12 protein-coding genes are annotated in these 12,463 nt (G+C 57.9%); 7 read left to right on the top strand and 5 right to left on the bottom strand.

From position 1 onward, the window contains the following. Positions 1-202: 202 nt before the first annotated feature. The 3 genes from nspC to E6C55_RS07295 form a co-directional block, all read right to left on the bottom strand. Entirely contained in the window at positions 203-1,330 is a 1,128-nt protein-coding gene (gene nspC, locus E6C55_RS07285; RefSeq protein WP_136369203.1) for a carboxynorspermidine decarboxylase, read from the bottom strand. A gap of 1 nt (position 1,331) precedes the next feature. Beyond that, positions 1,332-2,573 carry a saccharopine dehydrogenase family protein gene (locus tag E6C55_RS07290; protein WP_136369119.1) on the bottom strand — a complete coding sequence of 414 codons (1,242 nt, stop codon included), beginning with the start codon at positions 2,571-2,573 and terminating at the stop codon, positions 1,332-1,334. A 555-nt stretch (positions 2,574-3,128) separates the two neighbouring features. After that, positions 3,129-3,857 (bottom strand): response regulator transcription factor, encoded by a 729-nt coding sequence (locus E6C55_RS07295; RefSeq protein ID WP_136369120.1) that lies wholly within the window; start codon positions 3,855-3,857, stop codon positions 3,129-3,131. A 138-nt stretch (positions 3,858-3,995) separates the two neighbouring features. Here E6C55_RS07295 and E6C55_RS33705 point away from each other — a divergent pair, with 138 nt between their 5' ends. Continuing rightward, on the top strand, positions 3,996-4,139 hold the full coding sequence (locus E6C55_RS33705) for a hypothetical protein (RefSeq protein ID WP_168735520.1): 144 nt from the start codon (positions 3,996-3,998) through the stop codon (positions 4,137-4,139). Positions 4,140-4,194: 55 nt separating this feature from the next. Here E6C55_RS33705 and E6C55_RS33710 read toward each other — a convergent pair whose 3' ends face one another. Next, positions 4,195-4,341: a hypothetical protein gene (locus E6C55_RS33710; protein ID WP_168735521.1), complete on the bottom strand. Its 147-nt coding sequence runs from the start codon at positions 4,339-4,341 to the stop codon at positions 4,195-4,197. Positions 4,342-4,532: 191 nt separating this feature from the next. Here E6C55_RS33710 and E6C55_RS07300 point away from each other — a divergent pair, with 191 nt between their 5' ends. The 6 genes from E6C55_RS07300 (at position 4,533) to E6C55_RS07325 (ending at position 11,031) form a co-directional block, all read left to right on the top strand. Beyond that, positions 4,533-4,721: a hypothetical protein gene (locus E6C55_RS07300; protein WP_136369121.1), complete on the top strand. Its 189-nt coding sequence runs from the start codon at positions 4,533-4,535 to the stop codon at positions 4,719-4,721. 394 nt (positions 4,722-5,115) lie between these two features. Next, complete coding sequence (locus E6C55_RS07305) at positions 5,116-6,060, top strand: LacI family DNA-binding transcriptional regulator (RefSeq protein WP_330999609.1); 945 nt, start codon at positions 5,116-5,118, stop codon at positions 6,058-6,060. A gap of 29 nt (positions 6,061-6,089) precedes the next feature. Further along, positions 6,090-7,880, top strand: coding sequence for a glycoside hydrolase family 13 protein (locus tag E6C55_RS07310; protein ID WP_136369123.1), 1,791 nt, complete (start codon positions 6,090-6,092; stop codon positions 7,878-7,880). Next, the gene (locus E6C55_RS07315; protein WP_136369124.1) at positions 7,873-9,243 is read left to right on the top strand and encodes an extracellular solute-binding protein; all 1,371 of its coding nucleotides are present in this window, start codon (positions 7,873-7,875) and stop codon (positions 9,241-9,243) included. The genes E6C55_RS07310 and E6C55_RS07315 overlap by 8 nt, the downstream gene beginning before the upstream one ends. Positions 9,244-9,328: 85 nt before the next feature. Beyond that, positions 9,329-10,207, top strand: coding sequence for a carbohydrate ABC transporter permease (locus tag E6C55_RS07320; protein WP_136369125.1), 879 nt, complete (start codon positions 9,329-9,331; stop codon positions 10,205-10,207). Then, positions 10,204-11,031 carry a carbohydrate ABC transporter permease gene (locus E6C55_RS07325; protein ID WP_230986586.1) on the top strand — a complete coding sequence of 276 codons (828 nt, stop codon included), beginning with the start codon at positions 10,204-10,206 and terminating at the stop codon, positions 11,029-11,031. The genes E6C55_RS07320 and E6C55_RS07325 overlap by 4 nt, the downstream gene beginning before the upstream one ends. A gap of 929 nt (positions 11,032-11,960) precedes the next feature. Here the strand turns inward: E6C55_RS07325 and E6C55_RS07330 are convergent. Further along, complete coding sequence (locus E6C55_RS07330; protein ID WP_136369126.1) at positions 11,961-12,425, bottom strand: helix-turn-helix domain-containing protein; 465 nt, start codon at positions 12,423-12,425, stop codon at positions 11,961-11,963. Positions 12,426-12,463 lie beyond the last annotated feature (38 nt).

Consider the following 12,463-nt stretch of genomic DNA (forward strand, 5'->3'; position numbering starts at 1 on the left):
TCATTCCGGCAGACAAGAAGCCGTCAGGGAAGTTCTCCCTGGCGGCTTCTTTTGCGGTTGAGGCCCGTTACCCTCTGGCGCGGCGCTCTTTGCGATTTTATGCGATTTTCCACATATAATCCGATAGCCATCGGGTAACTAACAAATCCAGCCCCGGTCCATCGAACCGGAGCTGGATTCTGCCATCGCTTCTATTCTATCCTTACGCCAGGCGAACCTTGAAGTCCTCGTAGCCGAACTCGCGCACGACGCGGCAATCGCCGTCCTTGCCCTGGATGGCAATGGCCGGCAGCGGCATGCCGTTGAACGTGTTCGTCTTCACCATGGAGTAGATCGCCATGTCTCCGAACACGAGCCGGTCGCCGCAGACGAGCGGCCGATCGAACGAGTAGTCGCCGATGACGTCGCCCGTCAGGCACGTCTGGCCGCCGAGGCGGTACGTGAACGGCTTCTCGCCCGGCTCGCCGCTTCCTTCCAGCGGTGGGCGGTACGGCATCTCGAGCACGTCCGGCATGTGGCAGGTGGCCGAGGTGTCGAGAATCGCGATGTCGATGCCGTTCTTGTGCAGGTCGAGCACGGAGGTGATCAGGTAGCCGGCGTTGAGCGCAACGGCTTCTCCCGGCTCCAGGTACACCTGGAGGCCGTACTTCTCCTGCATCCGGCGGATGCAGGCATCAAGCCGAGGAAGGTCGTAATCGTCCCTCGTGATATGATGCCCTCCGCCGAAGTTGATCCATTCCATCTGCGGCAGGAATTCGCCGAACTTCTCCTCGACCGCGTTCAGCGTCGTCTCCAGGTCGTCGGAGTTCTGCTGACAGAGCGTATGGAAGTGCAGGCCGGACACGCCTTCCAGCAGCTCCGGACGGAAGTCCTCGCGCTTCACGCCGAAGCGCGAGCCCGGGGAGCACGGATCGTAGATCTCGTGCCCTTCCTGCGTCGAGCATTCCGGATTGATGCGCAGGCCGATCTTGCGTCCGGCGCGCAGCGCCCGGTCTTTGTAACGTTCCAACTGCGAGAACGAATTGAAGATCAGGTGGTCGCAGATGGAGATAATCTCGTCAATCTCGTCTTCCCGGTAGGCAGGAGCGAACACGTGGTTCTCCTTGCCCATCTCCTCATGGCCCAATCGGGCCTCGAATAAGCCGCTAGCGGTCGTGCCGTACAAGTATTCTCCAATCAGGGGGTAGAGGGTTGTCATAGAGAATGCTTTCTGGGCCAGAATAATCTTGGCTCCCGTTCGCTGCATTACGCCGCTCAGGATCTTCAGATTCTTCTCGATGAGCGCTTCGTCGACGACGTAGCACGGCGTAGGCAGTTGGTCGAAGCGCATCTTAGCGGACCAGCGCCGGTTGCTGCTTGTCGGATTCCTGCTCGTCATCAACCAGTACAGGATTAAAGTCTTCTACCCATGGAAGTCCCCATTTGTTCAACTCTTCCATGAACGGGTCCGGATCGAACTCTTCGACATTGTAGACGCCCGGCTTGTTCCACTTGCCCGTCAGTACCATCGCCGCGCCGATCATGGCCGGAACGCCGGTCGTGTACGAGATCGCTTGCGAGCCGACTTCCTTGTAGCACTCTTGATGGTCGCAGACGTTGTAGACGTAGTATGTCTTGCTCACGCCGTCCTTCTTCCCTTGGAAAATACAGCCGATGTTCGTCTTGCCGACCGTGCGAGGTCCAAGCGACGCCGGATCGGGCAGGACGGCCTTCAGGAATTGGAGCGGGATGATCTGCTTGCCTTCGAACTCGATCGGCTCGATCGACGTCATGCCGACGTTCTCGAGCGCCTTGAGGTGAGTCAGGTAGCTCTGGCCGAACGTCATGAAGAAGCGGATGCGCTTCAGGCCGGGAACGTTCTGCGCCAGGGATTCGAGCTCCTCGTGGTACAGCAGGTACATGTCCTTCTGGCCGACTTCGGCGAAGTCGTAGACGCGCTTGATCTCCATCGGCTTCGTCTCGATCCATTCGCCGTTCTCCCAGTAGCGGCCGTTGGCCGAAACCTCGCGGATGTTGATCTCCGGGTTGAAGTTCGTCGCGAACGGATAGCCGTGGTCGCCGCCGTTGCAGTCGAGGATGTCGATGTACTCGATCTCGTCGAAGTAGTGCTTAAGCGCATAGGCCGAGAACACGCCCGTGACGCCCGGGTCGAAGCCGCTGCCCAGAAGGGCGGTGATGCCGGCCTTCTCGAAGCGCTCGCGGTACTCCCACTGCCACTTGTATTCGAACTTGGCGGTGTCCTCCGGCTCGTAGTTGGCGGTGTCCATGTAATGCGTCTTCGTGGCCAGGCAAGCATCCATAATCGTCAGGTCCTGGTACGGGAGAGCCAAGTTCATGACGATATCCGGCTTCACTTCATTGATCAGGGCGATAAGCTCGTCCACGTTGTCGGCATCGACTTGAGCGGTCGTGATCTTCGTCTTGCCGCCGTCAAGCTTCGCCTTCAGTGCATCGCACTTCGACTTGGTACGGCTGGCGATGCAGATCTCCTCGAAGACCTCACTGTTCTGAACACATTTGTGAATGGCCACCGCGGCCACTCCACCGGCACCGATAATAAGCGCTTTTCCCATTGTCTCGCTCTCCCTTGCTCCTGGAATGTTGTTGGGTTCGGATGCTCGCCATGGCTTTATTCGCACAAAAAAACAAGTGGAAATAACGCATCATCGCGTAATCGCACTTGTTTAGATAATCAGGAATATTAAATGCCGCCGCATAACGATCACGGGACATAGCTTCAGCAGGAAGCCTGTTTAATATTCAAAATATATCGGTGACGTATCAGAGTCTATATAGCAAATAATCGCCTTTAATACTCTTATTGATCGTTTCACAAGTTAGATGTGCGATGCTATGCATCGGTCGATAGCAACCAAACTTATAAAATTTGAGCTTTTAACTCAATCAATAAGGCAACAAAATGTTGCCAGTCGGCATTTGACCCGGCTGTCCGTATGGCCTTAACTTCCTTGCGGATGTGGTCAAAGAATTATCTGCTTGGAAAGACTCCCGTATATTTTGAATAACAGCTTTCCAATAACGCATTATCATAATAGCACAAACATCGAATTTAGCAATACCATTTTTATTAAAATTGTCGAATGGGCGTGAGCGCGGCAGCGGACGGGTCACATCGGCGTCTGCAAACCCGCGGCGCCGTAGGGATTGAACTTGTAGCCGAGGCTCCCGACGGTGACGATGAAGCGCGGCGCGGACGGGACCGGCTCGATCTTCTTCCGGAGATTGGAGATGTGCACTTTCACCGTGTCCTTGGAGAAGTTGCTCTCGTCCTCCCAGGCCAGGCGGTACAATTGCTCGGGGTGAAGCACTTGATTGGGATGGCCGGCGAGCGCGGTCAGCAGCCGGAAGTCCTTGGGCAGGAGCGGCACCTGCCGCTCGTTCACCCAGACGGCCATGCGCTTCAGATCGATGCGCAGCCCCGGGAATGCCAGCTCGCTCGCTTCCTCCGTTCTGGCGCCGGCTGCCAGCAGCGCGCTCCAGCGGAGGTTCGCGCGAACCCGGAGAAGCAGATCGAGCGGGTCGAACGGCTTCTGGATATAATCGTCGCCTCCGGACATGAGCGCCTGGATCTTGTCCTCCTGCTGCCGGTTGCCGGTGACGAACAGAATCGGCTTGGCATAGTCGGAACGGATATGCTTGCAGAACGTAATGCCGTCCATGTCCGGCAACTGGATATCGAGGACGATGAGATCCGGCTCGCGGGAGGAGAGCAGCTCGAACCCCCCGGCGGCCGATGACGCGCAGTGAACGTCGTAGCCCTCGTGCCGAAGGAAGGACGTGATCAAGTCCTGAATGTCGGGATCGTCCTCGACAACGAAGATGACGTGCGGGTTCATGGCGTCGCTTGCCCCCTTAATCGAATAATTGCGCGCTCTTTACTTGCTATTCTATTTTATATGAATTTCCTGTCGAAAAAAATAGAATATGCTGCGATAACGATAGATTCCGGGAGGCTGCCGGACAACAGAGGGAGAGTGCTGCGCCTCGCCAACGCCGTCGTCGACAGGTGGACGTCTACGCGAACGGGCAGCAGCTCGGGCGAGAAGGGGCAGGCGCCGCTCGGCTATCGTCTTGACGATCATTACGGATGGGCATTTACTATGGCTTCGTATTGCTGATGGCCGCTTATATCCTCTCGATGTAGCTTTTTTTCCGGAACCGCGCTTACATCCATTATTCCTTGTACTTATTCTGCTTCGCGGCCTCGCAGCTTGTCTGGAACGGACTTCCGCAGGAGCTGCTGGGGACGGAGCATCCCGCCGTGCAGGCGTTGCTGCGCACGTTCGATACGTTCGAAGGCGTCTTCCTGTTCTTCTTCATCCTCTGTCTCTGGTTCGTGCAGTTCTTCCTCGTCTCGGTGCCGATATCGCCATCTGGTATGAGGTCGCCGTCGTCGCGTTCCTCGTGGTCTCCACCTGCTGACGCATTACGGCTATCAATTCGGTTCCTTCGCGGAATTCATCATTCTGGCATTCGCGCTCTCCTATCAGTCCAGGCGGCTTCAGAAGGACATGGAGGCCGCGCAGGAGCAGATGATCCGTCACCAGCAGGAGCGGACGGAGATGCTGCAGAGCATCTCGCACGACATCCGGACGCCGCCCGGAACGGCGGCCGCATTCGTGCGGAGAGCCGCCTGGGCGAAGGCAGCCGGTTCGAGCTGGCGCTGCTCATCGATGCTGCTCGTTGATGCTGCCCATTGACTCCGCTCGTTGGCACGGCGGTGCCCGATAACGGGCGAGTGGAACGATTATATGTGAAAATTCACATTCGCACAGAGGATAAAGCGGCTTCGAGGCACCACGAATGCGAAAAACCGCATAAAACGGAGGCTTTTCTGGCGCGAGGGGCTGCATATATGCGAAAAATCATATAAAACGCCGCGATTCCTCCGGAAGTCGGGGTGACGAATGCGAAAAACCACATAAAAACCGATTGGAGTCGCTTGATCACCGGCTCGGCTTATCAAGACGAATTCGCGAAAAACAGGCAACCCGAAAAGGTTGTTGTCAAAACGAGGGAAACGCGTTATGATAATTATGCAACCGGTTGCATTGAAAGGAGAGAGTCCGGATCGAGAAGCTGACGATCAAAGAAATCGCGGAGCTGGCCGGGGTCAACAAAGCGACGGTGTCGCGCGTTCTGAACGGCAACACGAACATATCCGAGCGCACGCGCGACAAGGTGATGGAGATCGTGAAGCAATACAACTACGTGCCGAACACGCTCGCCAAGGGGCTGGCGTCAAGCCGCACGTACACGGTCGGGTTTTGTTATGACTACACGGAGAAGCAAGCGGTTTCGAACCCGTTCTTCCAGATGGTGCTGCAAGGCGTCGAAGACGTCGTCTACCGCCGCAACTTCCTGTTCCTGATGATGAGCATGCAACGGGATCAACTGGACGCATCGTCGTTCGCCAAGGTGGTCACCGAACGGAGGGTGGACGGAGTGCTCGTTCCTACCCAACTGTTCACCGAAGCGGTTCATTCGCTGCTGCTCCGGGAAGGAATGCCGTTCGTCGTTGTCGGCGAGCCGATGTTCGCCCAGCCCGGCATCCACTGGGTCGATATCGACAACGTTCAAGCCGCGATGGCGCTGACCCGGCGTCTGATCGACCGGGGGCTGGGCCAGATCGGCATCGTGTACGACGAAGCCGACAAGACCAAAGACAAGTTTGTGCTTGATCGGATCGAAGGGTACAGACGGGCGATGGGCGAAGCCGGGCTGCAAGCGAAGGAAGCGACGCTTGAGCGGCTGCGGGGGATGTCGGGCAACGGTTGCGGGGGGGCGTCGCAGGCGCTTATTTTCTCCACGGAATCGCTGCTGCTGGATTGGCTGGACGAGGCAGACGAGCATCCGCCCGCCGACTCGATTCACCTCGCGACGTTCGATCGCAGCCCGTACCATCGCCATATCAAGTACGGCGTAGAGTCGATCGAGATCGAGCTTGAGACGATGGGCATCGAAGCGGCGGACATGCTGTTCGCGCTGATCGAGAAGACGGAGCTGGCACAGCCTTATATCAAAATACCTGCCAAGTGACACAAGGCAAGAAGCAAAGGATTGGTTATATGACGGCAAGCATGGCAAGACTGTACCACGACCCGGCGCTGGATGTGACGTTGACGCGGCTGGACGAGCTCGAGATTCGCGTCGCGCTGCCTCCGGATGCCGAGGATGCGGAGCTGGTGCTCTGGGACAAGTACAAGAAGGAAGAGCAAGGAGTGCGCCGCTTGAGTCTGTCGCGCTGGGCGCAGACGCCGGAATTGGCTTACTATCGGAGTGTATTGAGGAGCGACGGCCCTCGGGTCCGTTACCTTCAATATATATTTACCTTCAAGAAGGGAGGGCAGAACAAGGGAGGGCAGAACGAGGTGCTGCAGGCGACGGGGCTCGCCGGCGAAGGAGAAGGCGAACGGACGGTTCCGTTCCAATTCTCTTATGCGGGGGACCGGGATGCGCTGCATCGGCCTTCGTGGATCAACAACCGGGTATGGTATCAGATCTTCCCCGACCGCTTCTTCAGGGGCGAGCCGAGCCGCGATTCGGACGGGATCGTGCCGTGGCAGTCGGAGCCCGATCGCCATAACTTCTTCGGCGGAGACCTGGCGGGAATCATCGCGAAGCTGGATTATCTGGAGCGGCTCGGCGTGAACGCGGTCTACCTGAACCCGGTGTTCGTCTCTCGTTCGAATCACAAGTACGACACGGAGGACTACTTCGCTGTCGATCCGGCGTTCGGGACAAGAGAGGACCTTAAGAGGCTGGCGGATGCCTGTCATGAGAGGGATATCAAGCTGGTGCTCGATCTGGTTGTCAATCATTGCTCGTACTATCATCCGTTCTTCCAGGATGTCGTCGAGAGAGGGGAAGCTTCGCCGTATAAGGACTGGTTCTATCTGAATCGGCTGCCGATTGCGTTCGGCGAGGAGGATTACGATTCGGTCGGCTATTACAAGTGGATGCCCAAGCTGCGAACATCGAATCCGGAAGTTCAGCGCTATATCTACAATATCGTGTCCTTCTGGCAGGAAGAGACCGGCATTGACGGCTGGCGGATCGATGTCGCAGACGAGGTGGAATTCCGGTTCTTGGGGGAACTGAATTCCAAGGTCAAGCAATTGAATCAAGCTGCTTATATTATTGCAGAAATCTGGTACGATGCCAAGCCGATGCTGGCGGGCCGGTACGCGGACAGCGTCATGAATTACGAGCTTCGCGACATTCTGCTGGCCTTCGTGGCGGACGAGCGAATCGGGTCCGAACAGTTCCACGAGCAGTTGGTCCGCCATGCCCACCGCTATTCGCTGGCCGAGGCGGCGGGGCTGTACAATCTGCTCGGCAGCCACGATACCGAGAGGGTGTGGACCCGCTGCGGCGAGGACAAGAGCAAGCTGCTGATGCTGCTCGCGCTGCAATTCATGCTGCCGGGGATGCCGGCGGTGTACTACGGGGACGAGGCGGGAATGGCCGGCGAGAACGATCCGGGCTGTCGGGCCGGCATGAGATGGGAAGCCGGGCTCGAAGAGGGCGATATCTGGCGGGAGACGGCGGAGTGGGCGCGCTTGCGCAAGGGACACGAAGCGCTGCTTGACGGCGACGTGAGCCTGGATCACCTGAGCGATGTAAGCGCTTATATGGTAGCGAGGAAGGGCAAGGGCAAGGAGCTTCGCCTCGTGTTCAACGCGTCTTCGCGGGTGTCCGAGCGTTCCGCGGCCGAGATTGTGCAAGCGGGCGGCATCGATCCGCAGACCGCCAAGATCGTTCGCTGCGCCGGGGCGGATCGGTTATCCGAGGCCATGCTGCCATGGGCATGGGTGCTGTTGGAAATTAACGATACGGGGGGATTCGCCCATGAATAGACCATATCAACGGAATCACGATCAACGGAATACGCGTTCGTATCGAACGCAGGCCGCGCTGCTTGTTGTCCTTATCGCGCTCCTGCTGTCCGCCTGCGGCAACGGGGGGAACGGCGGGAATAGCGAGAGCAGCGGGAACGGCAATGCTGCGGGCAGCGCTTCATCAGCCGCGGGCGGAGCGTCGGCAACGAAGCCGGCCAAGGACGTCAAGCTGGTCTTCTGGCACCATTACAGCGCGGCATCGCCCGAGGAGAAAACATTGACCGAGACGCTCATTCCGAAGTTCGAACAGGACAATCCGGGCATCAAGGTGGAGGCGGTCGCTTTCACATGGGAGGATCTCCATAAGAAGCTTCAAGTGGCCGGAAGCACGAACGATCTGCCGGATGTCGCGCGCCTCGACATTATCTGGGTGCCCGAGCTGCAGCGCAGCAATTGGCTCGTGCCGTTGGACGAGACGTTCGCGGACTTCGGGAATACGACCTCGGGCTTGCTGGAGGGCCCGGTATCGACGGCCAAGGTCGGCGAGCACTACTACGGCCTGCCCTTGAACACGAACACGAAGGTGCTGTTCTGGAACGAGGACATGCTGAAGCAAGCCGGGCTGTCGCAGCCTCCGACGACGACGGACGAGTTCTTCTCCGCGCTCGAGGCGGTGAAGACTGCCAATCCCAATGCATGGGGATACGGCGAGCCGGGTCTGTACGGGTGGAACGTGCTGCCTTGGATCTGGAGCAATGGCGGAGACGTGCTCTCGCCCGACATGAGCACGGCGGACGGGTATCTGAACTCTGCGGATTCCATCGCCATTGTTGCCCGTCTGCAGCAAGCGTATCAGGGCAATAAGCTCGCCGGATTCAAGCCGGGCGATGTGCCGGTGACCGAAGGCCATGCCAAAGGCTCGTATGCGCTGATCGCCGAAGGGCCGTGGGCCGTCGCGCAATTCCAGGGACAATTCACCGATTACAAGGCCCGGATGGTCAGCTTCCCCGCAGGCAAGGCGGGCTCCGTTCAAGTTCTGGGCGGCGAGGATATCGGCATTACGAACACCCGGCATCAGGAGGAGTCCTGGAAGTTCCTTCAGTTCATGACAAGCGAATATGCGCAAGTGGAGATGGGCAAGGTCGGGCAGATTCCGGTTAATCTGGCCGCCATGGACAATGCCGAGATCAAGGCGATCGACTACTTCGCGCCGTTCCTTGAGCAACTGAAGACGGCCAAGGCCAGACCGCCGGTCCCTGCCTGGCCGCAGATCGACGAGATCATCAACACGACGATGTCGAAGATCTTCCTGAAGAATTCGGACGTGAAGACCGAATTGGACGACGCCGTCAAGCAGATCGATGCGCTGCTCCATGCTTGATTAATCGTTCCGGCTGCGGCCGGGGCCAGAGAAGAGGAGCTTCGCCCTTGTCGAAGCTCTTCTTCGGAAATGGAAGGGATGCCTGATGAGACGCAGAACATTCAACTTGGAAGCCTATCTGTTTGTTGCGCCCCCCTTTGCGTTCTTCGTATTGTTTATCGTTTATCCGCTAGTCCGCAACGCGCTGTACAGCTTCACGGACTTCCGGCTGACGAATCTGCACGCCGCTCCCTTCGTCGGCCTGGACAACTACGTTCGGGTGCTGGAGGACCCCGTCTTCTGGATCTCCATTCGCAACGTGCTGATCTACGGCGCGATCTCGGTGCCGGGGCAGATCGCGATCGGATTCGCAATCGCGTTTGTTCTCGATCGCCGGATCGCGGGCGTCCGGTTGTTCCGCACGCTTTACTTTATTCCCGTCATCACCTCGTGGGTAGTCGCGTCTCTTATCTTCAAGTTTATTTTCACAGACCGTGGTTTATTGAATTATGTCCTGAGCGATGTGCTGCACCTGACCGGAGAGCCGATCAGTTGGCTCAGCACGCCTCTGTACGCGATGATTGTGCTCTCGCTGCTGGGCATCTGGAAGGGGACGGGGTGGGTTATGGTCATGTATCTGGCTGCGTTGCAGAACGTTCCCAAGGACTTGTACGAGGCGGCGGCGATGGACGGCGCGACCGTCCCGCAGTCCGTCCGCTATATCACGCTGCCAGCCGTGCGCGAGATGACCGGCTTCGTCCAGATTATGCTGATTATCGGCGCGTTTAACGTATTTACATCCGTCTATCTGGTGACGGACGGCGGTCCGCTTAATCAGACCGAAGTCATGCTGACCTGGATGTACCGCCAGGCGTTCGGCCATTACGATCTCGGCTACGCTTCGGCGCTGTCGTTCCTGTTCGCCATTCCCATCGGGCTGCTGACGTGGGTTCGCTTCCGGCTGACGGAGAGGAGCGGGACATGAGACGAATCGCCATTCATACCGCAATGTATGTGCTGCTGGCTGTCGGCGCGCTGATCAGCCTGTATCCGCTCTTGTTTATGCTGTCGACTTCCCTGCAGCCGATGACGGTCGTGTTCGAATATCCGCCGAAGCTGTTCGCGGGCGCGCTGACCTGGGACAACTTCGAGGCAGCCTGGGCCAGCCGCGACTTCTCGTTGTATCTGGTCAACAGCTTGTTCGTGACGGCGGCCTCCCTGTTCATCATCGCCCTGTTGTCCTCGCTGCTGGCGTTCGCGTATTCCCGATTCGAATTCGCCGGCAAGCGGGCAAGCTTCGCCGTGCTGCTGGGCAGCCTCGTCATCCCCGGCCTTACGCTCGTGATCCCGCAGTTCGTCATGATGCACCAGCTCGGGCTGGACGACACCTTCGCGGGCCTCATCACGGTGTACGCGGCCGGCGCCATCCCGTTCACTACGTTCCTCTTGAAGGGCTTCTTCGATTCCATCTCCAGGGAGATCGACGAATCGATCGCGATCGACGGCGGCTCCAGTTGGACGATGTATTGGCGCATGGTGCTCCCGCTGTCCAAGCCGGCGTTCGTTCCGGCGATTATTTTTAACGTGCTGTCCATCTGGGAGGAATTCCCCTGGGCGCTCACGATTATCAGCGATCCGGCCAAGCGGACATTGCCGATCGCGCTGGCGAATTTCCAAGGGCAATATACGACGCAGTGGGGTGTCGTGTTCGCGGGCTCTCTGATCGCCGTCGTGCCGATTATCGCGGTCTTCCTGCTGCTTCAGCGCTTCTTCGTTCAAGGCATTATGGCGGGAGCGGTGAAAGGGTGAATGGGTGAAGGGGGAGCCTGGGCGAGTCCGGTGGGATGTGTCCAACCTCTATAGTGACGAATGAAATGGGGCGTGCCTGCTCGCATTGGCGGAGGGGCAGGGCTCCCATTTGTTTCTCTATAAAGGGCGTCTTATTCCATCTGTTCAGGTTGACTGCTAATTCCCAATAATTGGGATACTGAGACGGGGGGATAAGGCACTCTTTTGGGAAAATAGAAAGGGTGCTTTCGGTCGGTGCGGCGCCAGATAAGGGGCGATAGATACGGGATAGGGGGGGCTCGGGTCCCTTCGCCTGGCTTCGGAGATTCCCCATTCCATTCTGGGGGAAGTCCGGAGGCAGAGGCTGGAAGGCCGGCTATCACAGGCGGGCTTGCGGGATCGTCCTACTGGAAAGCGAGTGTGTTGTGCGGGAATTCCGTGTAATGGCGCGTAGAGTAGAGTAGTGAATTGAACTCTTGATCCGCGCGCGATCCACGCGCGGCCGGAACGAGCGAATAAGCACGAAAATCCGATTACATTCCGCGGCCCGCGTTCAGAACGAGCGCATAAGCATGAAATTTCGATTACATTCCGCGATCCGCGGCCAGATCGGGCAAATAAGCGCGAAATTCCGATTACATCTCGCGATCTGCGTTCAGACCAAGCGAATAAGTATGGAATTTCGACTATAATTCGCGACCCGCATCCGGAACGGCCAACTTCATCGCAACAGTACCTCATTTCATCGCAACAGCATCTCATACATGCGCGGAGTATCGGAACGGGCGTGCTCGTTAAATTTTCCAATGCAGCTTATCCAACCATTTGTTCCTGAAATAATGAACCTATACCGTTCGGAGCCGGAGATGAAGGCAAATCGGTCGGCTGCGGGTTCTTCAATAGGTTCATGTCTCTCCAGGCCCGTGTCTCTCGCGAGACGCGGGCCTATTCTACCGATGAGCCGAGAACAGCCGGGAGACGCTGCTGGCGGACATGCCGGAGAGGCAAGGATGGCCTTCCCCGACGGCATGTTGACGCACGTACTGAGCCAGAAGGCGCCGGGTCCAGACTTCGTAGGCAAGCCCTAGTTCCTTCGGTTGTCGGCAAGCGAGGGCAACCACCCATGCTTTCGCTTCCGGCGTTACGGAAGGCGGTCTTCCGGGCCGTTGCGCTTCTTGCAGAGCGGCCTCGACCCCCGAGGCGAGGGCTTTGTCGACACAACGATTTACTTTGGCGACCGTCGTGCCCAGCGCATCAGCGATTCTGGGAATGCTCAGGCCGTTGGCATAATGAAGGAGAATCCGGGCTCGCTCTACCCGGCGATATTGTTCCGAACGAGCCCTGCTGAGACGTTGCAGCAGTTGAAGCTCGTCATCGGCCAACAGCAATTTTTCTTTGCGGGACTGGAAGGGCATGGCGATTCTCCGATCATGGGGGAGTAGGGAGAGTATAA

The sequence above is a fragment of the Cohnella fermenti genome, assembly GCF_004801405.1.
Lineage (GTDB): Bacteria > Bacillota > Bacilli > Paenibacillales > Paenibacillaceae > Cohnella > Cohnella fermenti.